This window comes from Rhodococcus sp. NPDC003383, assembly GCF_053589115.1.
Genome location: NZ_JBSFRG010000008.1, coordinates 112841 through 134929, shown reverse-complemented (window position 1 = coordinate 134929; position 22089 = coordinate 112841). Strand labels below are relative to the sequence as shown.

22 protein-coding genes are annotated in these 22089 nt (G+C 65.5%); 1 reads left to right on the top strand and 21 read right to left on the bottom strand.

All coding sequences use genetic code 11. The features are described 5' to 3' along the window. Positions 1-383: 383 nt before the first annotated feature. From ACWDTS_RS10135 to ACWDTS_RS10055, 17 genes are all read right to left on the bottom strand, one after another. Positions 384-860: a VOC family protein gene (locus tag ACWDTS_RS10135; protein WP_450107539.1), complete on the bottom strand. Its 477-nt coding sequence runs from the start codon at positions 858-860 to the stop codon at positions 384-386. Positions 861-1034: 174 nt separating this feature from the next. Then, positions 1035-1505, bottom strand: a complete 471-nt coding sequence (locus ACWDTS_RS10130) for a hypothetical protein (protein ID WP_450107538.1) — start codon at positions 1503-1505, stop codon at positions 1035-1037. Between the two features lie 124 nt (positions 1506-1629). After that, entirely contained in the window at positions 1630-2361 is a 732-nt protein-coding gene (locus ACWDTS_RS10125; RefSeq protein ID WP_450118074.1) for a GntR family transcriptional regulator, read from the bottom strand. 145 nt (positions 2362-2506) lie between these two features. Beyond that, the gene (locus ACWDTS_RS10120) at positions 2507-3652 is read right to left on the bottom strand and encodes an MFS transporter (protein ID WP_450118073.1); all 1146 of its coding nucleotides are present in this window, start codon (positions 3650-3652) and stop codon (positions 2507-2509) included. A gap of 90 nt (positions 3653-3742) precedes the next feature. Further along, the gene (locus tag ACWDTS_RS10115; protein ID WP_450118102.1) at positions 3743-5146 is read right to left on the bottom strand and encodes an amidase; all 1404 of its coding nucleotides are present in this window, start codon (positions 5144-5146) and stop codon (positions 3743-3745) included. 2 nt (positions 5147-5148) lie between these two features. Beyond that, positions 5149-5349: a hypothetical protein gene (locus ACWDTS_RS10110; protein WP_450107535.1), complete on the bottom strand. Its 201-nt coding sequence runs from the start codon at positions 5347-5349 to the stop codon at positions 5149-5151. A 1-nt stretch (position 5350) separates the two neighbouring features. Further along, complete coding sequence (locus tag ACWDTS_RS10105) at positions 5351-6775, bottom strand: amidase (RefSeq protein WP_450118072.1); 1425 nt, start codon at positions 6773-6775, stop codon at positions 5351-5353. Further along, positions 6772-6969: a hypothetical protein gene (locus ACWDTS_RS10100; RefSeq protein WP_450107533.1), complete on the bottom strand. Its 198-nt coding sequence runs from the start codon at positions 6967-6969 to the stop codon at positions 6772-6774. Before ACWDTS_RS10100 ends, ACWDTS_RS10105 begins: the two co-directional genes overlap by 4 nt. A gap of 72 nt (positions 6970-7041) precedes the next feature. Continuing rightward, positions 7042-8454, bottom strand: coding sequence for an amidase (locus tag ACWDTS_RS10095; RefSeq protein ID WP_450107532.1), 1413 nt, complete (start codon positions 8452-8454; stop codon positions 7042-7044). Positions 8455-8482: 28 nt separating this feature from the next. Then, entirely contained in the window at positions 8483-8680 is a 198-nt protein-coding gene (locus ACWDTS_RS10090) for a hypothetical protein (RefSeq protein ID WP_450107531.1), read from the bottom strand. Between the two features lie 20 nt (positions 8681-8700). Further along, entirely contained in the window at positions 8701-9756 is a 1056-nt protein-coding gene (locus ACWDTS_RS10085; RefSeq protein ID WP_450118071.1) for an ABC transporter ATP-binding protein, read from the bottom strand. A gap of 27 nt (positions 9757-9783) precedes the next feature. After that, on the bottom strand, positions 9784-10740 hold the full coding sequence (locus ACWDTS_RS10080) for an ABC transporter permease (protein WP_450107529.1): 957 nt from the start codon (positions 10738-10740) through the stop codon (positions 9784-9786). Further along, entirely contained in the window at positions 10737-11681 is a 945-nt protein-coding gene (locus tag ACWDTS_RS10075) for an ABC transporter permease (protein WP_450118070.1), read from the bottom strand. Before ACWDTS_RS10075 ends, ACWDTS_RS10080 begins: the two co-directional genes overlap by 4 nt. Before the next feature lie 16 nt (positions 11682-11697). Continuing rightward, entirely contained in the window at positions 11698-13095 is a 1398-nt protein-coding gene (locus ACWDTS_RS10070) for an ABC transporter substrate-binding protein (protein ID WP_450118069.1), read from the bottom strand. Between the two features lie 243 nt (positions 13096-13338). After that, a complete protein-coding gene (locus ACWDTS_RS10065) occupies positions 13339-14385 on the bottom strand; it encodes an ABC transporter ATP-binding protein (protein ID WP_450118068.1) in 1047 nt (348 codons plus the stop codon). 300 nt (positions 14386-14685) lie between these two features. Next, the gene (locus ACWDTS_RS10060) at positions 14686-15984 is read right to left on the bottom strand and encodes an MFS transporter (RefSeq protein WP_450118067.1); all 1299 of its coding nucleotides are present in this window, start codon (positions 15982-15984) and stop codon (positions 14686-14688) included. Between the two features lie 35 nt (positions 15985-16019). Continuing rightward, the gene (locus tag ACWDTS_RS10055; RefSeq protein ID WP_450118066.1) at positions 16020-17597 is read right to left on the bottom strand and encodes an amidase family protein; all 1578 of its coding nucleotides are present in this window, start codon (positions 17595-17597) and stop codon (positions 16020-16022) included. Between the two features lie 403 nt (positions 17598-18000). On the opposite strand from ACWDTS_RS10055, the gene ACWDTS_RS10050 reads away from it, so the two are divergent. Then, positions 18001-18309 carry a hypothetical protein gene (locus ACWDTS_RS10050; protein ID WP_450118065.1) on the top strand — a complete coding sequence of 103 codons (309 nt, stop codon included), beginning with the start codon at positions 18001-18003 and terminating at the stop codon, positions 18307-18309. A gap of 79 nt (positions 18310-18388) precedes the next feature. Here the strand turns inward: ACWDTS_RS10050 and ACWDTS_RS10045 are convergent, their stop codons facing one another. The 4 genes from ACWDTS_RS10045 to ACWDTS_RS10030 are packed head-to-tail and all read right to left on the bottom strand — an operon-like array spanning position 18389 to position 22056. Then, positions 18389-18979, bottom strand: coding sequence for a hypothetical protein (locus tag ACWDTS_RS10045; RefSeq protein WP_450118064.1), 591 nt, complete (start codon positions 18977-18979; stop codon positions 18389-18391). Between the two features lie 46 nt (positions 18980-19025). Then, positions 19026-19982, bottom strand: coding sequence for an MlaD family protein (locus ACWDTS_RS10040; RefSeq protein ID WP_420751090.1), 957 nt, complete (start codon positions 19980-19982; stop codon positions 19026-19028). Further along, positions 19982-20974, bottom strand: a complete 993-nt coding sequence (locus ACWDTS_RS10035) for an MlaD family protein (protein WP_420751089.1) — start codon at positions 20972-20974, stop codon at positions 19982-19984. The genes ACWDTS_RS10040 and ACWDTS_RS10035 overlap by 1 nt, the downstream gene beginning before the upstream one ends. Then, complete coding sequence (locus tag ACWDTS_RS10030; RefSeq protein ID WP_420751088.1) at positions 20971-22056, bottom strand: MlaD family protein; 1086 nt, start codon at positions 22054-22056, stop codon at positions 20971-20973. Before ACWDTS_RS10030 ends, ACWDTS_RS10035 begins: the two co-directional genes overlap by 4 nt. Between the last annotated feature and the right edge of the window lie 33 nt (positions 22057-22089).

The following is a 22089-nucleotide window of genomic DNA, read 5'->3' as shown; positions in this document are numbered from 1 at the left end:
ATCAATCGACGGTCGACCCGTCTCCGTTACGGGACTTTAGCCCCGGTTTGATGATCTATCACAATTTGCCAGACAGCGGTCCGATCGACACATCCCGATACCGCCTCGAGGGGCATGAACGCCCCGATACCCTGCGTCACACATACCCGGCTACAGGGTTGTATCGCGACCGCACGTCTCGCTGCGTAAACCACCCGTCGGTATCAACTGCGTGGCCGCCACAAACAAAGACTGAAGACAGAAATTTGATCTTGTAAGTTTCGATCCCCGCACAGTTTTCGAAGAACACGACTTCGTGCAAGTACGTGCAGCGGCGGACACCATCACCGAAACCCACGGTCGAGTTTGTCACCCACGGCTCGAGCCCCGGCCTTTCGAAACAATCAGCGAGGTCCGCGGCGCGCTTCTTCATCTGCCGCCGACTCCACCGGGTTCACAACCGTGCGCACTTCCGATTCCGGGGTTTCGGTATGCGATTCGACCGTGTAGAACCGCACTTCGTGCCCGTCGGGATCGTGCAGGAGAGGAAGGATCCAACCGATCGAGGCGAAATGCACTCCACCGTGCTGGTCGCCGAGCTGGTCGAGATGTTCTGCCAGCGCTTCGAGGGCATCGCGGTCGGGCACACCGATCGAGAAGTAGTCGAATCCTGCCGCTGCTGCAGCCTTCTCCGGGTCGAGTCGAAGTGCCATCATCGGCCCGCCTGCCGGGTGCCGCATCGCAACACCCACGAGTCGACCCTCTTCGTGGAACTCGACCGCCACCTCGTACCCGAGTCGCGTCCGATACCACTCGACCGATCGCGAGAGATCGGCGACAGGCAATTTCAGATGGTGAACGCCGGCGAGCGTCGGAATCATGACCAGTCCCCTCCGTGACGCTGACGTTCAGAATCCCCCGTCACGAGGAACCCCGTCAAGGAATCACCGGCTGACCCTTCGCGGGGTACCCGTCCACGGGAGCAAACGACCGCCTAGGGATCGAACTGTGACCGCGCCGTCGACGAGCACATCAACGATTAGGTGGAGAGCACGTCACCGAGCCCGATCGTGATGGGGAAGCGAAACCGGATACTCGTAGTCACAGCCAAGCTGGTCGAGAGCAGGCGCACCCGGCACATCCCGAAACCATGAAACGCAAGCGTCAGCAGCCAGTTCGATATCGCGCGTGAAGACATAGCCGTCCGTGCAGTCCTCGAAATGGTCGTCGAAGAACCAGCGGTCCAGCTCCAACCCGGCGACTGCGTGATCGTCGAGACGCAGACGCTCGAGCACGGTCTGCGAACGCCGAACCATTAATACGCCGTCCGAAAGCACGTGCACCTGCGCGCACACAACTCGCTCGACCTCTCGGTCTTCGAATTCCTCATCGTCGAAGTACTGAACATAATCACTCGGTCCGTAATCGATGATCAGGCCGACCGGCTGATCCGTGAACGAGGTGACCATCCACGCGGCCATCTCTTCCCAGGTGTTGATCTCTGGGCCAACCCTGTCATCGGTCAACGACGACTTCCTTCATCGATACACGGACACATCGAGACAGATGCTATCGCCTGCGGAAGATTCGGCTGCACGGTCACTCATCGACGGGGACGGTATGCCCGATACACAGACACCAACAAGCTGCTCAACGCTCGTGCAGCGAACGCATGGAGGTCCCCATCGTGATCCGGTCACCCCGCGCGTGCGACATGCTGAACTCCACCGGCCGCCCATCGAGGTTGTAGATGACGCGTTCGGTGTCGAGCAGTGCGGCGCCGGTGCCGACTCCCAGGAGCTGTGCGATGTGTTCGTCTGCCACGGATGCGCTGACGATGAGATCGGTGTCGCCGACCAGCACCTTCCCCATGCGTTCCAGGATTTCGTAGGGCGACCGGTCGAGGTCGGCGCCTTCCTCCAGCGCTGCGCTGAGCAGGTCCGCGGGCCACCATCCGCAGCGCAGGCTGAGCAGGCTGCCGTCGAGGAAGCTGATCTGCTCGAACACGATGACGTCGTCATCGTCGTCGACCTCCAGTTTGGCTGCGACGTGATGAGGGGCGGGCATCAGTTCGAGGTGGGTGAGTTTGAAGGCGACCCGGTTCGGGCCGGCCTCGGAATTCTGCACCAGGTCCCACGAGTTCACGACCCGATGCCTGAATACCTCGGGGCAGACGACGAAAGTGCCTGCTCCACGGACTCTCTCGATGAGGCCTTGCTCGGTGAGTATGCGAAGCGCCTCGCGGATGGTGGCGCGGCCGACACCGTACCTGCTCTGAAGCCGGTCCTCGGCCGGTAGTGGGTTCTGCGCGAAGCGCCCCGACAGGACCTCGGCGCGCAGCAGGTCACGCACCCAGAAGAGCGCTCCGATCTTCGAACGCACCGCGGTTCCCCCACTGTAAGGAGACACAGTCACCTCCACCTGCGACACAGTCGACGACGCCGGCGGCAGGAGTCGTGAACTGCCGCCGGCCACCCAGTTTTCGTCGTCGGCGTTGCCGATGGTGGTCCGGTTTGTGAAGTTTTCGTCACGTGTGGGGTGGAAGTGTCTCCCCCACTGCCAGCGCCAGCACCAGCACGACCGCAAAACACACTGCGCACAAGGCCAGCGCTGCGGCCGACCCCAACGCCCCGATCGCTCCCCCGATCAGGACCGTGTAGAAGGTGAATCCGAAATCCTTCGAGATGCGATAGCTCGCCAGGCCGACCTGCGGCCTACTGGCCAAATCCACGGCCATCGCGGGCGGCAGCGACATCATTCCGCCGCACGCGACGCCCAGCACGATGACCGCCCCGATGAACAACGGCACCGATTCGAGAAACAGCGCCGCGACCCCGGCCATTACCGCACCCACTCCCAAGATCGAAGATGCGGTCAGGATCGGCCGTCTGCCTCGTCGGTCGGACGCAGCGCCTCCCACCGACATGATCACCACCTCCAGCAGGAACATGCACGACAGGACCACACCGATCCCCACGGAGGACAACCCGAAGTCCTCGACCGCCACCAACGGCAGGAGCGTGATCGCGAGCGCGCTCCGAACCCCCTGGCCGGTCGCACCGAGGCCGAGCCCCATCAGCGACCTCGGTCGGAGGATTCCCGGCAACCGCGGCAGACTCAGCCGCGGTCGCTCCGTCGAAGGAAAGCCGGCCCCGTGTTCGGGGATCACCCACCACACCCCGATTGCACACAAAGCGGCCAGTACCCCGCACACGTGGAATGCGATGCGCAGACCCGTGTCTCCGGTGCCGATCGCCGCGAGGGCACCCCCGCCCAGCGGGCCGACCACCGAACCCAATGCCATGCATGCCGTGAACCGCCCCAGGGCCTTCCCCACATTGCCCGGACCCGCCATCGCCACCGCGGCCTGAGGCGCCGCGGACGCAAAGAATGCCAGCCCGAGGCCCTGGAGCAGCCGGAACGAAGCCATGACCGGCATGTTCGGCGACAGTGCCGAACCGAAGGAGCCGATGCTCCACAACGCCATCCCGAAGCAGATCGAGCGCCGCGCCTCGATATACGGAAGCAGTCGCGTCCCGAAGATGTCCATCACGAACACCACCGCGGTGAGCGATGCCACCGACAGACCCGCTTGGAAGGCGCTGGACCCCAAAGCAACCGCGAATCCGGCCGTCAGCGGTGCAGTGAGGCCCAGCGACAAACCTGCCAGCATCGAGAACAGGTGAAAGCCGATCGGTAGTCCTCGCGGCGACGATGTCTCATTTTCGACGACAAGCGACGTCGCCACGCCTGTCCTCCCTTCTCAGCGGACGCACACGTCCACGGGACGCCTTACGGTGGAAAGACTTTCGTATGCCGCAGCGGCACACAGCAGCGGCAGCTCGCTGAAGGGACGCCCGATCAACTGCATCCCGATCGGCATGCCGTCGGCGACTCCGACGGGCACGGCCACAGCGGGAAGACCCAATTGATTGGCCGGTGCCGAGAACCGGCCGATCGCACGCGCCGACTCCTCGACCGTGCCGTCCGGCCACTCGATCGGGCCCAGTTCGACCGGTGGCGCGACGATCGGCGAGACCGGCGCCGCGAGACAGTCGATCCCGTCGAACATGACCTTCCACGCGTCCTGGATCAACGCTCGGACCCGCAGAGCATCGATGTAGTCCGTGGCCATCACCAGCGAGCCGGTTTCGAGTGCCGTTCGCACCTGGTCGGTGTAGAGGTCCGCACGGTCGCGCAGCATCGTCCGGTGATACGCCGCAGCCTCGGCCCCGACGATGAGCCGCGAGACCGCCGCGAACTCGTCGGCGAACGGTATCTCCACCGGAACAGTGGTCGCCCCCAGCCCGACCAGTTCCTCCACCGCGCGTTCGACTGCCTCTTGAACTTCGGGTTGGACCCGATCGGTGAAGTAGTTCTGCGGGAACCCGATTCGCAGTTCGACGTCTCGGCCGGCGGCGGCGAGCACCCCTTGGGCGTACTGGACCGGTGGCCGATCGGCCGAGGCCGGATCACCGGAGTCGTACCCCGCCATCGCGTCCAGGACATATGCGGAGTCGAGCGCGGTGCGGGTCAACGGGCCCACATGGTCCAGCGACCACGAGAGCGACGTGACGCCGCGCCGCGATACCAGCCCGTAGGTCGGTTTGATCCCGAATACACCGCACGCAGCGGCCGGCATTCGAATCGAACCGCCGGTGTCGCTGCCGAGACCGGCCATGCACTCCCCCGCTGCCACGGCGGCAGCAGAGCCACCGCTCGAACCTCCGGGAATGTGGCCGGTGTTCCAGGGGTTCCGCGTGGTGGGAGTGATTCCACCGTAGGCGAATTCATGCGTGTGAGTCTTGCCGACCAGCACGGATCCGGCCCGCCGCAGCTTGTCCACGGCCGTCGAATCCCGGTCGGGAACGTAGTCGGCTCGGACCCGGGAACTCGACGTCGTCGGGATCCCGCCGATGTCGTAGAGATCCTTGACGCCGATGGGGATGCCGGCGAGCGGCCCCAACGTGACGCCGGCGCGTCGTGCCGCATCCACCTCCTCGGCCTGCCGGAGCGCGGTATCGCCGGTCACCGCGACGAACGCGTTCAAGGCCGGCTCGACTTCCCCGATCCGGTCGAGGCTGGATTCGGTGAGTTCGACGGCGGTGAGCGAACCTTCCGCCATACGTTGCGAGGCTTCTTGGATGGTGAGTTCGTACGGCTGCATCGTCACGTCCATTCCGGGTCGAACGCGGCAGCCGGCGCGACCTCACCCAGGTCGATCGCGCGCACACGTGCCGCCGCCAGCCACATGTCCTCGACCGAGGCCTTCAGCGCGTCGATCCGTTGAGCGGTCAGATCCAGTCCGGCGACCGCAGCCAGGACCCCGATCTTCTCCGCGGTCCCCGAGAGAATTCGTGTTTCCGCCATGTCATTCCTCCGATCCGGCAGCGACGAGTTGCGTGCCGGCGGGAACGCGTTCGTGCCATGTCGTTCGGCGTTGGTAGGCGTCACCGACGCGAAGCACGGTCCCGTCCTCGAAGTGGCGGCCGATGATCTGCATTCCGAACGGCATCCCGGTGGCCGACAACCCCATCGGCACCGACAGCGCCGGGTTTCCCGAGCCGTTCCAGTAGTTCGTCTTCAGCGCCACGAACCGCTCCCCTTGCAGCGAATCGAGGCTGTCCATCAGGAACGCCGACACCGTCGCGGTCGGGGTGATCACCAGATCCACCGTCGTGTAGAGCTCGGCGAGCGCCCGCTGGACGACGCGTCGGACTCGTTGCGCCTGAACGTATTCGGCTGCGGTGTAGAACGCGCCTCCGCTCACCCCTCGGCGCGTCGAACGGAAGTAGTCGTCCCACCGCGCGGCCAGATCGTCCGCGTGATACGCGAACGACTCCGACCTCGACGTGATCCGCGCCGCCGAACAGAGTTCCTCGTAGTACGGCACCTGAACTTCGACGACGGTCGCGCCCAGTGATTCGAGAACTTCGGCCGCGGCACGCAGCGCAGCGAAGACTTCCGGCTCGTCGAAGGAGGTCGGGAAGCGCTCGAGCGTGTCGATTCCGACGCGCAGCCCGGTGAGATCGGGCTGGAGCATTCCCACATAGTCGGGTATTGCGACGTCGGCGCTGCACGCGTCGCTGGGGTCGAACCCGGCGAGGGCGTTCAGCATGATCGCGCAGTCCTCGGCCGTCCGGGCCATGGGCCCGATGTTGTCGAGGCTGTATGCGAGCGGGACGCATCCCGACTTCGGTACGAGCCCGAACGTCGGCTTGTGCCCCGAGATACCACAGAACGCGGCCGGCATCCGGATGCTGCCCCCGGTGTCGGTGCCGAGTCCCCCGAGGAAGGCGCCGACGACGACACCGCTGCCGGTCCCGGAACTCGACCCGCCCGCCCAGCGCGCCGTATCCCAGGGGTTGACGGGAATCGGGAACGGCTTCTCCGGATCCGGGACGCCGGTCGCGAACTCCATGGTGGTGGTCTTGCCGGTGATGACGCCGCCCGCCGCACGCAGTCGCGCGACCACCGGCGCATCGCCGAGTGCCGCCGACCATTCCGCATCGAGCACCAGGCTCTGCGCGGTGGTGGGGGCACCTTCGGTCGCGATGATGTCCTTGACGCCCAGCGGAATCCCGGCGAGCGGTCCCGGGTCGTTCCCGGCTTTCAGAGCGGCGTCGGTCTTCTCGGCTGCGGCACGCGCTTCGTCGTCGAAACGCCGCAGGTAGACGCCGATCTCCATGTCGGTGCGGTCGGCGTTGGCGATCGACTCCTCCACGAGTTCGACCGCGGTGATCTCACCACTGCGCAGTTGGGCCGCGCTCCCTGCGATTGTCCGATAGGTGGTCATGCGGACACCGTCCCCACACGCAGCACGATGGCCGGTTCGTCGTAACGAGTCTGCGCCATCGACCGGACGCGGTCGGCGTGGAAGCGGGACTGCTCGAACGCCTCGACCAGGTAGGGAACCTCGTCCTCGGGGATCGTCAGTCCTGCGAGCTCCAGCATCTCGAGCGTTCGGGCCTTCGAAACGTCTTGATCCATCGATCCTCCATTCATCGGTCTGGACGGCACGCGCTCCGCCCGGTGTGTGCGGTCACCGGGCGGAGCCCGTTGTCACACAGCGGCGGGTTGAGCGATCGGCGGCACCAGCAGGTGCCAATCCGTGACGCTTTGCAGGGCGTCGGCGACCTTGAGGACCGTCGCTTCGGCGAACGGCCGCCCGATGATCTGCATCGACATGGGCAGTCCCTCGGCGCTGAGTCCGACGGGAATGGCGACTGCGGGCAGGCCGGTGAGATTCCAGTGGCCGGTGTAGCTGGGCTGGCTGAGTCGCTTGCTGACGTCCATCGTGTCGGCTCGCTCCGCCGGCGTGACCGCGGCGGGCGTCACGATGACGTCGTGCTCGCGGAGCAGCGCGGCCACTTCCGCGGAGAATGCGGTCCGCAGCCTGTTCGCCTGCATCACGTCGGCGGAGGAGAAGAAGGCTCCGCGGGCGAGGGCGGGGCGGGTGAACGCGCCGTAGTCGGACCAGCGCGAGACGAGGTTGTTGCGGTGGTACGCGAATGCCTCGGCGACCAGGATGATGTGGTTCGCTTCCTTGGCCTCCGCGGCGTAGGGCAGGCTGGTCTCCGCCACGGCCGCACCCATCTCGCCCAGCCGGCCGACCGCTGCCAGGACAGCTTCGCGCACCTGAGGGTCGAGCATCTCGTGGTCGAAGAAGTACGGCATCGGGAGCGCGATCTTCAGCCCGTCGACGTCCCCGTCGAGCTGCGCGGAGTACGCGGGAACGGGCACGTCGGCGGCGTTCGGGTCACTGGGATCGTGTCCGGCCATCACCTCGAGCATGAGTGCGCAGTCGTACGCGCTGCGGGCCATCGGCCCGATGCTGTCGAGGCTGTACCCGAGCGGGACCACGCCGCTCTTCGGCACACGTCCGAAGGTCACCTTCAGGCCGGTGTGGCCGTTCGCGGCCGCGGGGCCGCGCACCGATCCGCCGGTGTCGGTTCCGAGACCGCCGAGCGCCAACCCGGCCGCGACCGCGATTCCGGTGCCCGAACTCGAACCTGCGGGCGTGTGGGCGACATTCCACGGGTTGTGCGGTACGAGAAAGCCCTTGTCCGGGTCCGGAAGACCCAGCGCGAACTCGCTGGTGGTCGACTTACCCACGAAGACGGACCCGGCGGCCCGCAGGCGTGCCGCCACAGGGGCCTCGTGGTCCGGGCACCAGCCGCCGTCGAGGATGCGGCTGTTGGCCGTGGTACCTGCGCCCCGCATCGCGATGATGTCCTTGATCGCAAGCGGAATTCCCTGCAGCGGACCGGTGTCCTTCCCGGCAGCGAGATCCGCGTCTGCGGCGGCCGCCTGTTCGAGGGCCTGATCCTTGGTGACGGTGACATAGGCACCGAGTTCGTCGTTGAGCCGCTCCACCCGGGCGAGCACGGTCTCGGTGATCGCCACCGACGTCGTCTCGCCCGATCGCAGCGCCTCCGCGGCCTCTTTGATCGTCAGCGGAATATCGCTTGTCACAGGAGTTTTCCTTTCTGAGCTTCAGCGCCTACACGGGAAGAAATGCAGTCCTCGAATCGAAGGTCACGGCCGGCTCGACGAACTCGAGTTCCGGGAGGTACAGCGAGTCCGCCGCTGCCCGCATGACCGGATAGTCCCTGACCATGGTGTCGAATTCGCGTTCGCTCACGGTCAGCTGTGCGGCCGACAGGATCGCCGCAACCATGTCGTTCGGTGAAACAGCCATCATTGGTGCCTTTCTCGATTTCACTGCTCGGAAACTCCTGGAAGGAACTCGACGAGGTCTCGCGCACCTCCTTCCGGGTAGAGGTGGCAAGCGACGGCGTGCCCGGCCGACACCTCGACCTGAACCGGCGCCTCGCTCGCGCACCGGTCGTGGGCGAACGAGCATCGGGTCCGGAACCGGCACCCGCTCGGAGGGTTCAGCGGGCTGGGAATCTCGCCCGCGTCGACGGCCTCCGGATCGTCGCGCCGGCTCTCGTCGGGATCGAGATTCGGAATGGAGGAGAACAGCAACTGGGTGTACGGATGCAGGGGATGCTCGTAGAGGTCCGACGCGGCACCGGATTCGACGACCTGTCCCAGGTACATCACCGCGATGCGATCGCTGATGTACTCGATCACGTTGAGATCGTGACTGATGAAGACGTAGGTGAGCCCGTACTCTTCCTGCAGGTCCTCGAGCAGATTCAGCACCTGCGCCTGAATCGACTTGTCGAGTGCCGAGACCGCCTCGTCGAGGACGATCAGCTTGGGCTGCAACGCCAGTGCGCGAGCGATGTTCACGCGCTGGCGCTGCCCGCCGCTGAGTTGATGCGGGTAGTTGCCGGCGTAGTTGCTGGGCAGGCCCACGTCCGCCATGACCTTCGCGACGCGTCTGTCGATCTCGTCGGCGGCGACACCCTGCACCCGCAGCGGGAAGGCGATCGACTCGCTGATGGTGGCCCTGGGATTGAGAGCGGACGACGGGTCCTGGAACACCATCTGCATCTGCTCGACGGCGGCGCGGTCGCGCTTGCCGGTGGTCGAGATCTGCTTGCCGTCGAAGATGATCTCACCGGTGCTCGCCGTGTGGAGACCGACGATGATCCGGGCGAGTGTCGATTTGCCACAGCCCGATTCGCCGACGATGCCGAGTGTGGTGCCCTCGTCGACCGAGAGCGACACGTGGTCCACGGCCGACAGCGAGCGGGTTCTGAATCCGTCCCGCACGGCGAACGATTTGGAGACGTCGAGGATTTCCAGAACCGGGTGCCGGGACTTCGGCGTGGATAGATCGGGATTTTCAGTCGTGACGGTCATTTCACGCTCCTTCCGTCGATCGTCTTGTCACAGACGCGAATCCATTGCTTCGCGAAGGGCGTCGCTCGCCATGTTGAATGCGACCGAGGCAAGGAAGATGAAGATGCCCGGAATCATGGCCACCAGCGGCTCGACGTAGAGCGCGCCACGCATGCTGTTGAGCATGTAGCCCCACTCCGGTGCCGGCGGCGGGGAGCCCAGGCCCAGGAAGCTCAGGCTCGCCGCGGTGATCATCGCGACGCCGACCAGGCCCGACGAGTAGACGATGATGTCGTTCAGCACGTTCGGCAGCACCTGGCTGCGGGCGATCCGGATGCGCGATGCTCCGGTCAGCCGGGCGGCCTCGATGTACTCGCGGGAGACGACCCGGCGGGTCGCCGATTCCGCGACACGTGCGACCGGGGGGATGAACACGATCGTCACGGCGATCACGGTGTTGGTCAGGCCGGGGCCGAGGGACGCTCCGACCGCGATGGCCAGCAGGATGGCCGGGAATGCGTACAGCACATCCATTGCGCGCATCAGACCGCTGCCGATGAGTCCTCCGACCATGCCCGCCGTGACGCCGATCGCGGTGCCGATCAGTGCCGCGACGAGGGTGGGCACGAAGCCGGCCACCAGCGACAGCCGTCCGCCGTAGACGATGCGGGCGAACATGTCCCGGCCCTGTTCGTCGGTGCCGAGGATGTGCCCTCCGCTGAACACCCCGAGCAGGCGGTCCGCGGGGTTCCCGACAAGCGGGTCGTGGCTCGTGATCAGCGGCGCGAAGATTGCCGCGAGGACCAGGAGCAGCACGACGGCCGCGGCACCGACGCCGACCTTGTTGGCGAGGAATCGGCGGCCGGTCTCCTTCCAGAACGACTGGCTGCGAACGCTCTCTTCCTGCGCCAGCCACGCTTCGCGGAGTCGCTCCGCCTCCACCTTCGATTCGGTCGTCGGCGCGCTGCCGGCGAGTGGTCCTTGTTGCAGAAGAAGAGTGGTCATGCGACACCTGCTCTCACTCGGGGATCGATCGCCGCCTGTGCGAGATCGACGGCCAGGTTGATCAGGACGAAGCAGAGGGCGATCACGAGGGTGGCGCCCTGCACGACGAGGAGGTCACGCGACGAGATCGCGTTGAACACGAGCATTCCCATGCCGGGCCAGCGGAAGATCGTCTCCACCAGAACCGATCCGCCGAGCAGCGCACCGATCTGCACGCCGGACGTGGTGAGCACCGGGGAGATCGCGTTCCGCATCACGTGCCGGTTGATCTGCGTGGAGCTCAGGCCCTTCGCTCGCAGTGTCTCGATGAAGTCCGAGCTGTACACGTCGACGACACTCGCCCGGGTCACCCGGGCCGTGATCGCCATCGTGACCAGTGATCCGGCGAGGACGGGAAGCGTCAGGTGCTGCAGCGCCGTCGCGAGCCCCTCGTCGAGGACCGCCCCACCGGACGGGAACCACTTCAGGCCTCCGGAGAACACCGCCAGGAGCACGATCGCCAGGAAGAACGACGGGATGCTCAAGCCAGACAAGCTGATCACCGACACCACCCGGTCCACGACGGACCCACGGCGGACACCTGCGACGAATCCGATTGCGACGCCGGCGACGATGCCGAACACCGCGGAGGCCAGGGCGAGGACGAGCGTGTTGCCGATCGCTTGGGTCAGCAGATCGAGGACTTCCCTGCGCCGTTGCAGGGAATATCCGAGATCGCCCTGGAAGGCGGCCGTCAGCCAGTCGAGATAGCGAACCGGCAGGGGTCGGTCGAGGCCGAGTTCGGCCCGCATGGCCTGACGTTCGGCGTCGGTCGAATCCTCGGTCATGAAGGAGGCGACCGGGTCACCGGGCAGAACCTGCATGAGCAGGAAGACGACGATGGATACACCGAAGAGCGTGGGCACCGCCAGCGCGGTACGTCTCAAGATCACCGAGAGCATTGACTCCCCCTCGAATCTATTCCATGGAGATGGTGGTGAAATCCACCCACCAGGACTGCGGATGTACGTATCCCTGAACCCTGGGCGAGAGCACGCGCAGGTTCAGATCGTGCATCCAGAACAAGAAGTCGGCATTGTCGACGGCTGCACCCATCATGTCCTGGAGATAGCGGTCCTGCTCGGCCACATCGGGCTGCTGCGCGGCGGTGAGCAGTGCGTCCGTGGCCTTCTGGTTGCACGTGCCCGCCGCATTGGGCGAACCACCGGGGAGGACACACATGAAGGAGCTCGAGTACAGCGACGGCATCATCCCCGCCGCCGGCGACGCCCACAGGATGTCGATGTGCTGCCACTGCGGCTTGTCGAGCCCTTCGAGGCTCGCGGTGAGCAGCGTGTTCCACTCCATCGGCTCGAGCGTCACGTCGACCCCGATCGCCGCGAAGTCCGCCTGGAGCTTCTGCATCATCACGTCGGGGAACATGTTCCCGGAGCCACCCGTCGGGTAGGCCATCGTCAGCTTCAGAGATCCCGGCTGGGTTCCCGAATCGGCCAGGAGCTTCTTGGCCTTCTCGACGTCGTAGGTGTACCCGGAGTTGTTGTCCACGTCGAACGCGGGATGCCCGTCGTACACCCACTGCGAAGCCGGGTAGCCCACATCGTTGATCAACGCGGCGGTGCCTTCGCGGTCCAGCGCGAAGTTCAGTGCCTGCCGGAGCGCCAGGTTGTCCTTGAACGGTGCCCGGAACTGGTTGAACCGAGGCATGATTCCGTGCGGGTACTTGCCGAGCTGAATGTTGAAGCCTTCCGCTTCGAGCTGGGCGAGCGAATCCGGTGCCGGCACTTCGGCCCAGTCCACCTCACCGGACGTGAGCGCGGCGAACCGCGACGCGGCCTCGGCCTGCGGGTACAGGACGATCTTGTCGAGCTTCGGCACATTGCCCCAGTAGTCGTCGTTGCGGGTCAGCTCCATCACTTCGCCGTCGACGTACTCGGTCATGACGAACGGGCCGGTTCCCGTCGCAGACTGGTTGTAGGCGTCGTTGCCGACTTCCTTGACCTTGGTCGGGCTGGGGATGAAGATCGACGCCACGTCCCACGGCACCCAGGCGTAGGGCTGCGACGTCCGGATCGTGACGGTGTAGTCGTCGATCTTCTCCCAGCCGGAGATGAAGCGGAATGCGGCCGCGCCGCGTCCGGCATCGGTGGCGGAATAGTATTCGAAGTCGGGATTGCGCATCCGATCGAACTGGAAGATCACCGCGTCGGCGTTGAAGTCCGTGCCGTCGTGGAACTTGACTCCCTCCCGCAGCTTGAACGTCCAGGCCGTCAGATCCTCACTCGACTCCCACGATTCGGCCAGAGACGGCTGCGGCGTCGGAAGTTCCTCGGCCTGATCGAGATTCAGACGAGTCAAGGCATCGTAGATGTTGTTCCCGACAAATCGATATCCCTCGTATCCTTCGTTGGGCGGAGTCGCGGGGTAGGGAATGTTTCCCGCCGACATCGCGATCCGCAGAACCTGTTCCCCACCATCCGACCCGCTTGCGGTCCCACACGCGGTGAGTGCGATCGTTCCAGCAAGGCCGAGGGCAAGAAGCCGTAGCCGACGAGGTGCAGAGGCGCGGCTGCTACGGCGCACCAATCCTATCCGCATATGTCAGTTCTCCCTGGTACTGTGTGCCATCATGGCACGTGGGCTGAAAACACAGCGACTGAATCGCTTTTCGCCGATCTCCGCCAATGCCGGTAGCTCCGACCAGCATTCCGAGACGGCTTCCGGGCATCGCGGCGCGAACGAACAACCCGGCGGGAGCCGCTTCAAGCTCGGCGGCGCCCCGATGATCGCCCGCGGACGCGAATCCTGCCCGGGCCGGACATTCGCCTCGATCAATCCTTCCGTGTAGGGATGTTGCGGATTCGACAGCACTTCCTTGGCTGTGCCGTACTCGACGATCCGCCCGGCATACATCACCGCAACGCAATCGGCCAGTTCGGCCGCGACACCGAGGTCGTGGGTGACCACGATGAGTCCCATGTCGGCTTCCATCTGAATCCGGCGGAACAGCCGGATCATCCGGGCCTGCACGGTGACATCCAGAGCAGTGGTGGGCTCGTCAGCGAGCAGCACCTGTGGGGTTCCGGCGATCGCCATCGCGATCACGATGCGTTGCCGCATGCCGCCGCTCAACTCGGACGGATACGCCTTCAGCCGCGTTTCCGGCGACGGGATCTGAACGAGTTCGAGCAGTTCCAGCGCCCGTGCCCGGGCACGAGAGCGAGACATCTTCTGATGGACGAGGATCGTCTCCACCAGCTGCTGCTCGACTGTGTAGACCGGATCGAGCGCCGTCAGCGGGTCCTGGAAAACCATCGCGACGTCACGTCCACGGACGCGCCGGCGCTCCCGGCTGCTCATCGCGAGCAGGTCCCGGCCCCCGAGTCGCACTTCACCTTCGATGAGAGTGCTCGGCGGCTGGATGCCGAGAATGGAGCGGAGCATCGCGCTCTTGCCACTACCCGACTCCCCGATCACAGCGAGAACCTCGCCGCGTTGCACCGAGAACGAGACACCGTTGACTGCTCTCAGATTGCCCTTCTCCGTACGGAACTCGGTGACGAGGTCGCGAACTTCGAGGGCCGGTGCCGGGACACGCAACTGGTCTCCGGTAGCAACGACCGGCTCCTTCACAACTGCCTGGCTCATCTACTCACCCTTCCTTTCACGTTGCCGCTGATCTGTGGGCGGAATCCTCGATGACGAACGCCTTCGCGTCCGTGTCACTCGCTTCATCGCGGCCGGCATCGTCGCAGCACCGAACGAAGGAGAAGAATGTTCATCTTCGTGTGGGCATCCGATGAATCGTGAAATGATCGGGCCCATTTGATCTTTCGAGGATCAATATTCCAGAGTGTTGTTTCTTGAAACTGCACCGAGTGTTACAGCACCGGTCATTTCGTAACAATCGGGCTGATCGGTGAACAGATTCGATCTGCGCAGGGTGGATCACACTCGTGATTTCGCACGCAAGGAAACCGTGGCCGTGATCTTGCTCGCATCAATGGAATCTGTATTGCTTTGCACGTCTTCACTTTCACGCGAATCGTGCTTTCTCGCCCGAACGAGCAGCGCTGCACCGACGAGAAGCGCGCACGCGATCATCGATGCCCCTGCGGTCGCGACGGCGAGCGGGATACCGAGCAGTTCCGACAGACCGCCGGTCGCGGTAGAGCCGAGTGCCGCGCCGGTGAAGAACACCATCATGTACAACGACATGACCCGCCCTCGCACCCAGTCCGCACTGGACATCTGGACCCGGGTGTTGACCGCGACCACGAAGTACATCAGGGCGATCCCGGTCGGAAGCAGCATCACCGCGAACAACTCGTAGGTCGGCATGACACCGAGGACGCACTCACAGATGCCGGCGACGGCCGCGGCACCGAATACGGTACGCCGCTTCGGCATTCCCGATCGAAGATTCGATACCAGCGCACCGATGACGGAACCGATCGCCATTGCCGACGTCAGCATCCCGAAGGCAAGTGCCCCGCGGCCGAACAGCTCCCCCGACGCTAGCGGGATGAACACCTGGATACCGTTGAGGCCGAGAGCGCTGATGACCCCCGCGATGAGGAGCAGCCCGACCAGGTCCGTCGACGACAGCACGTACCTGATCCCTTCTCGGAGCTGTCCCTTCTCGCGTGGAACCCGGCCACCGCCGGGGACACTGCGGCCGATCGAATAGAGCGACACGATAATTCCCAGCGATGCCACGACATGCAGCGCGAATACGGTCCAGGTCGAGGTGACCGCCATGATCCCGCCCGCTACCGCCGGCCCGATCAGACGCGCCGAATTGAATGCCGCAGAATTCAGTCCGACCGCATTTCCGATGAATTCGGGATCCACCACGAGGTCGGAGACGAAAGTCTGACGGATGGGCGCGTCGAACGCCGTCACAATTCCCACGACGGCGGCGAGCACGTACATGATCGGCAGCGACATCATCCCGGCGAAATCCAGGACCGCCATTATCGCGCTGACCGCGCTGATGGCGCATTGCGTGACGAGCAGGATCTTCGCCCTGCTGAACCTGTCCCCCACCAGACCGGCGTACAAACCGAACACGAGGGTCGGGGCGAACTGGAGGAACGCAACGACTCCCAGTGCGACGCCGTTGCCGCCCGAGAGTTGCATGACCACCCAGACCTGGGCCGTCCGCTGCATCCATACGCCGATATTGCTGACGAAACTCCCCCAGAAATAGCGGCGATAGTTCGGGACCGTGAGTGACCGGAACACCCGCCCCTCGTGTCGTGCGGAGTCGTTCCGGCGCCTCATACGGTCACGGTCGCTCGTGCGCTCGACACCAGCTCTTCCTGAAGGTCGGGCTTCGCCTGCTCGAAGGCGTATGCGATGCGAAGCAGTGTTCCTTCGTCGAAGAAGCGCCCCACGAGCTGCATGCTCGCGGGCAGACCGCCGATCATTCCGCACGGCACGGCGAGCGCGGGATGGCCGGTGTAGTTGAACGGCCGGGTGTTCCGCACCGCCTTGCCGACGATCTCACCGGCCAGTTTGACCGCGAGCGCCTCGCCCGGCGCGGGGGCGTCGTACTCGGGTGCCGTCGTGAGGGTCGTCGGCATCACGAGGGCGTCGATCCCTGTCAGGACCCGATCGAACTCGCCGATCACCTGGCCGCGCATGTTCTGCGACTTCGCGTAGACGCGCCCGCCGTACAGCCGCCGGCTGAAGTCGGCGACGAGGTAGTTGAGCTTGATCCGGGGATCCAGCCCGTCGGCGTCGTTCGCCCACATGCGGTTGATCGCCTCGATGTTCTCCGCCGGGTACCACGTCCGCGTGAACGTCCCGAAGAAGCCGGTGTCGAACACCGCCCGGGCGCCTTCGGGCATCAGCGCCGTCTGTGCACGTGAGGCCCAGGCGAACGCCGGCACCGACACTTCCACGATCTCGGCTCCGAGACCGGCCAGGACCTCCGCGGCGGCCGACACGGACGCGGCGACCGCGGGATCGGCGTCGGCGAACCCCTCCGCCAGGATGCCGATGCGCAATCCCTCGACACCGCCCTCGAGCCCGGAGAGCACGTCGAAGCACTCGGGTGTCGCCGCGGTCTGCCGCGGGTCGAGACCGTCACGCCCGGCTACCGCCTGAAACGCGGCTGCGGCGAGTCGCACCGTCCGCGTCAGGGGTCCGACGTAGTCGACGCTCTGATCCGAGCCGAACCCCGCACCGAAGTGCGAAACGGCACCGAAGGTCGGCTTCAGCCCGACCGTCCCGGACCACGACGCCGGGATCCGGATGGAACCACCCTGATCCCCTCCGAACGAGATGTCGACGTCCGCGACCGCCACTGCGGCCGCCGATCCCGACGAGGAACCACCCGAAAGATGCTCGTGCTTATGGGGATTCAGAACTCGCCCGAAGTCCCCGATGCCTCCGCCGAAGCCGAACCCGCCGCCCAGGCCGTCCATGACGTTCTTCCCGACGACCGTTCCGCCGGCCGCCAAGGTGCGCGACACGATCGTGGCATCGTAGTCCGCGATGTTGCCCTCGAGAGCCTGCAGTCCGTATGCCGTCGGTGTCCCGGCCACGGCGATGTGGTCCTTGAAACTGACGGTGAGTCCGTGGAGAAGTCCTTCCTCGGAGCCTTCGATGCGCGTCTTCCACATCCAGGCGTTGAGCGGATCCTCCGCTTCGCTCGGGCGATACCCGGCGGGCCGTTCCGTCGCGAACTGCGGCGGCGGATCCTCGGGCAGGTCCGAACCGAGAAACGCGTCGAACTCCTCGAGAACCTTCACCAGATGGCTCTGGTATACCTCCGCCTCAGTTGACGTGATTCCGATTCCCAGGCGCTCCGCGACGCCGATGATCTCGTCGATTCCAGGCTTTCCGGCCATCTTCACCTCCCAGTCGTTTGAGGGAAAGGTGCTTCAGACACGGCTGGATTGCCACCGCAGCAGGGGTCTGCACTGTTACGCCAGTGCAACACTTTTCGCAGTAGGCCCCGACCTGCGCGTTTGCAGCGCGATCACGTCCGGCGGTGTTACCTCCGCCGGGTAACCGCCGTCACAACCGGCCTGGTGCAGTACGCCAGGGAATCTGTTCCTGACGACGCGCAATCCGAAGACGGGCATCTCTCGCGACTCCTCGTCGGACACGCCTGGAAACGGGACCTGGTTGATCTGTCGGGCTCGAATGGCACACTGTGCCGACCATCCCGATCGGGTTGGGACCTCGGATCGTCAACGCTCCATCCGGTCCCGCCCCGATCACACCATCACGGATTCGAGTACACCTGACATGAACGACGACCCGATCCCCTCACCCGTCGATATCGACAAGCTCTCCGTCAACATGCGCGTCACCGCCGACGCGCTCGAGTCCGCCGAGATCCTCGTCGAGTTCGCGATTCCCAAGTTCGCCGCCCTCGACCCGGCCGAGATTCAGACGATCGACCCGGACCTGGGCACCCTGTCGGACACGGCCACGGCCGATGTGCTGAAGGTGGTCGCCGACGAACTCTCGGACGCATTGTGGGCACTTCGGAAGGCTCGGGAGCACATGGTCTCCATCGCGGACCGCACCGACCGGATGTACCCGAGGGCGTAATCCGCTCGCCGGATGGACAGAAACGTCGATCCTGGACCTCGGCGGTTGTCCGACCAGCGCGCGGATCCGGAAAGAAGCGTCACCGGGGCTGTTCGGGCAGTGCCTCTCCCCCGATCCCACTGATCTCGGTAATCGCCCATTCGTCGTCGCTGTCGAGGGTGAGGCGATACGTCGCGGTGGACTGGATGCCTTCGGGTGCCTGGGCGTTGGTGGTGTGGACGCTGACGAAGCAGTCGACGGTGTAGGTGCCGTCGGGGCCGGCTTCGGCCTTGGCGGTGATGGGTTCCGCGGTCGACGACCACTGGAGGGGCACGATGATCTGTTCCATCGACGTGGCGGCCCTGGTGAGGCGGTCGGTGAGTTCCGGGGTCGTGCCGGCGACGAGCCGGCCCTTCCACGCGCCGAGGTCGCGGAAGTCCATTTCGGCCGCGCCGAGGGCGTAGTCGAGGGCGACCTGTTCCGCCTGCTCGCGACCGGCCGCGTCCGCGAGGAGCGCGTCGCGTTCGCTGCGGGCGTCGAGCCACTGCCAGGTGGTCAGGCCGAGGGCGGCGACGAGCACCACCCCGGCGGCTCCGACCGCGGCGCGGGGCGGGGTCCACCGCTTGCGGTCGGCGGTGATTTCGACCAGATCGGTGCGGTCGGTGGCGTTGGGCAGGGTGGTGACGTTCATCGTTTTCCTCGTCTGTCGTGGCTGGCCGGGATGGGGAGGGGGACAGTCAGTTGCCGGGCATCTCCAATTTCAGGGTGAGGGCGTCCCCGGATTCGGTGGAGGTGAGGACGTTGTTCATCAGCGTGCCGATGTCCATGCTGCGGATGCTGTTCGCGGCTTCGGACACGGCAGGCAGGAGGTTGACGCCGATGGTTTGGAGGTCAGGCGCGGTGGCGTCGAGGAACTTCTGCAGTTCGCCGATGAACGGGCTCGCGCCGTACTTGATGCCGGCGTTGAGGGGGCCGCGGTCGGAGGCGAAGCGGATACCGGCGAGCAGATCCTTGAAACCACTACCGAATTCGGCAACACGGGGTTCGGTGGCGCGCATCCCCTCGGGAATGGTTCCACTGTCGAGCAGCAGAGGCTGCACGGTGCGGAGCAACGTGGTGAAGGTGTCGGAGTTCTGCGTGATCGTCGCGGCCATGAGCTCCCCCGACCGCTCGAGGTTGCCGTAGACGCGCTGGTCGTCGGGCAACGCAATGTCGAGGGTGCGGAAGATCTCGCGGACGCCGTCGGGTTCGACCTGCGTGAGCAGGTTGGTGAGCCGTTCGGACAGTTCCTCGAACGTCGTGGGCACGACCACCTGGTCCGACGCGAGCACGGCGCCGTCCTCGAGGGCCGGTCCGCCATCGGAACCAGGTGACACGGCGAGGAACGGCTCGCCGAGGGCCGAGAGGTTGTCGAGGCGGACGGTGCTGTCCGCGGCGATCGGGGTGTTCCGGTCGTACTTCCACGACACGGTGACGGCGTCGGCCGACGCCGTGATGTCGGTGACTTCACCGATGTCTATGCCGCGCAGCAGTACTCGCGATCCGACGACGAGCCCGTTGGTGTCGGGCACCTCGACCTGCGCGGTGTAGACGTCCTCCATGAGCCCGGTGCGCAGACCCTGCTGGCTCATGTATCCGAAGGACAGGGCCGCGATGACGGCCATGCCGCCGAGGGACAGTACGGTGCGCCGCATCACTTCACAGCTCCCAACATTCGCAGGATGTTCTCGGCGTCGGACACGAGCTGGTCGCCGTTCGTCGAGTCGACCGCGACCACGTCGACGGCCGGCTTCTGCGCGAACGGGATCAGCGTGGTCCGCAGGAAGTTGGACAGGTCCACCGCCGCGGACGGGGTGCCACGTGAGATGTCGGTGGTGTCGGCGAGCGACTCGAACATCGGGATCAACCACAGGCCGCCCTCGTAGAGGCTGCCGACCGACGGGAGGATCTGGCCGATGTGCGAGACGACATCGACCGCGAGGCGACGCCAGTAGTGCACGGTCTCCGCATCGAAGATCGTCTCAAGCGACTCCGCGTTGTTGTTCAAAGTCGTTGCGGTGGCGTCCAACCCGTTGAGCATGCGGTCGATCTCCGCGGTTCGCCCGCCGAGATCGTCGAGGTCGACGGCCACGGTCGAAGCGAGACGCTGGATCTCGGGCACGTCCGGCATGACGGAGTTGACGCGACCCATCACCTCTTCGATGCGGCGGATGCTGCCGCCGTTGATGAAGGTTGCGAGCACGGCCATCGTGTCCTCGAGCTGGGGTGGCGAGGTGGTGCGTTCGGTGGGGACGGTCGCGCCGTCACGGAGGTACTCCCCCGTCTTGCCCTGCGGGTCCCGCACGAGCGCGACGTATGTGTCGCCGAGCAGGGTGTTCTGGCGGACGATCGCCTGGATACTCGCCGGCACGCGCGTATCGGAGCGGATCCCGGCCGTCACGGCGACGCTGTCCTCCTGGAGGGCAACCTCGCGGACCTCGCCGACGCGGACGCCGTCCATGATGACGTCGGCGCCGGACGGCAGGTTCATGACGCTGGCGAACTCGATCGAGATCTCGTAGCCGTCGCCGATGCCGCCGCGCACGGACGGCAGGTCCTCGGGGCGCAGCGAACACGCCGAGGCGACGAGGATGAGGGCGAGCGCTGTGAAGGTCCGGATTCCGCGCCGGATCGTGGTCGAGGTCATCGCACCGCTCCGTTCAGGTCGAGCAGACCGAGCAGGCCCTCTTCGGTGACCTTCTCGCCCGAGCCTGCACTGCGGCAGCTTCCCGGGCTCAGCGATTCGAGGAGAGCGCAGAGACGTTCGGCTTCTTCGTCTTTCAGAGCAATCGCGGGCGGGTTGAACCCTGCCGTCAGCGGCCCGGACTGCGCGGTCTGCTGGTCCACGGCCCCCTTCAGGGAGGGCACGGTGGAGACGAGGTCGCCGATGTCGCCGGAGCGGGCTGCGGCGAGGGCGATCGCATCGGTCGCCTGGCCGTGCACGAACGGCCAGATCTCGTCGCCGTACCTGTTCTGGACGTCGTCGAGCAGGGCGACGAGCCATCCGATGCCGACGCAGACGTCGATCGTTCCGGGCCACAGGTCGATGCCGGCGTCGACGACGTCGGGCATGTTCGCGACGATGTTCTTGATCGCCGCCCACTGGGCGAGGGCGTCCTCGGTCAGCGGGGCCATGTTGTCGATGGACGAGCCGATGTCCGCGACGAACCGGTCGGGGTTCTCCATCGCGCTCGCGGCGTGTTCCATCATCGCCCGCGCGTTCGGTCCCTGGCCTCGCAGCGACTCGTTCAATCCGGTCACGGCCATCTCGATGGTGTCCTCACCACCCTCGGGCGAGAGCGCCTCGATGAAGTCCGCGGCCGATCCGACGACCTCGGAGATCGTCTTCGGTGTGTGGCTGTTCCGGAGCGGAATGCACGATCCGGGCTCGAGGGTCGGCCCCGACTCGTAGTTCCCGACGAGTTCGAGGCTGCGGTCCGCGAGGATCGACTTCGACCGCGTCACGGCCTGGACGTCGGCCGGGAACAGACGTCCGCCGTCGGTCGTGAAGACGACCTCGACGTGATCGCCCTTCGACACCACCGAGTCGACCTTGCCGACCGGAAAACCCATCTGCGTGACGGGGTTTCCCGGGTAGAGGCCGATGCCGTCGGGCATCTCGGCGCACAGGGTCTCGGACGGTGCCCCGGTGTCGTTCGCCTGGGCATGGGTGACGGCGACGCCGCACGACGACGCGATCGCGGTGGTGGTCAGCGCGATGATCGTCATTCTGGTCGTTCTCTTCACAACAACCTGCCGTTC

Excerpts from the sequence above, each read along its gene's own strand:
- ACWDTS_RS10135 (WP_450107539.1), bottom strand. The coding sequence starts at position 860 with ATGATTCCGACGCTCGCCGGCGTTCACCATCTGAAATTGCCTGTCGCC.
- ACWDTS_RS10120 (WP_450118073.1), bottom strand. The coding sequence starts at position 3,652 with ATGCTGGCAGGTTTGTCGCTGGGCCTCACTGCACCGCTGACGGCCGGA.
- ACWDTS_RS10115 (WP_450118102.1), bottom strand. The coding sequence starts at position 5,146 with ATGCAGCCGTACGAACTCACCATCCAAGAAGCCTCGCAACGTATGGCG.
- ACWDTS_RS10110 (WP_450107535.1), bottom strand. The coding sequence starts at position 5,349 with ATGGCGGAAACACGAATTCTCTCGGGGACCGCGGAGAAGATCGGGGTC.
- ACWDTS_RS10105 (WP_450118072.1), bottom strand. The coding sequence starts at position 6,775 with ATGACCACCTATCGGACAATCGCAGGGAGCGCGGCCCAACTGCGCAGT.
- ACWDTS_RS10100 (WP_450107533.1), bottom strand. The coding sequence starts at position 6,969 with ATGGATCAAGACGTTTCGAAGGCCCGAACGCTCGAGATGCTGGAGCTC.
- ACWDTS_RS10090 (WP_450107531.1), bottom strand. The coding sequence starts at position 8,680 with ATGGCTGTTTCACCGAACGACATGGTTGCGGCGATCCTGTCGGCCGCA.
- ACWDTS_RS10085 (WP_450118071.1), bottom strand. The coding sequence starts at position 9,756 with ATGACCGTCACGACTGAAAATCCCGATCTATCCACGCCGAAGTCCCGG.
- ACWDTS_RS10080 (WP_450107529.1), bottom strand. The coding sequence starts at position 10,740 with ATGACCACTCTTCTTCTGCAACAAGGACCACTCGCCGGCAGCGCGCCG.
- ACWDTS_RS10075 (WP_450118070.1), bottom strand. The coding sequence starts at position 11,681 with ATGCTCTCGGTGATCTTGAGACGTACCGCGCTGGCGGTGCCCACGCTC.
- ACWDTS_RS10065 (WP_450118068.1), bottom strand. The coding sequence starts at position 14,385 with ATGAGCCAGGCAGTTGTGAAGGAGCCGGTCGTTGCTACCGGAGACCAG.
- ACWDTS_RS10055 (WP_450118066.1), bottom strand. The coding sequence starts at position 17,597 with ATGGCCGGAAAGCCTGGAATCGACGAGATCATCGGCGTCGCGGAGCGC.
- ACWDTS_RS10050 (WP_450118065.1), top strand. The coding sequence starts at position 18,001 with ATGAACGACGACCCGATCCCCTCACCCGTCGATATCGACAAGCTCTCC.
- ACWDTS_RS10045 (WP_450118064.1), bottom strand. The coding sequence starts at position 18,979 with ATGAACGTCACCACCCTGCCCAACGCCACCGACCGCACCGATCTGGTC.
- ACWDTS_RS10040 (WP_420751090.1), bottom strand. The coding sequence starts at position 19,982 with ATGCGGCGCACCGTACTGTCCCTCGGCGGCATGGCCGTCATCGCGGCC.
- ACWDTS_RS10035 (WP_420751089.1), bottom strand. The coding sequence starts at position 20,974 with ATGACCTCGACCACGATCCGGCGCGGAATCCGGACCTTCACAGCGCTC.
- ACWDTS_RS10030 (WP_420751088.1), bottom strand. The coding sequence starts at position 22,056 with ATGACGATCATCGCGCTGACCACCACCGCGATCGCGTCGTCGTGCGGC.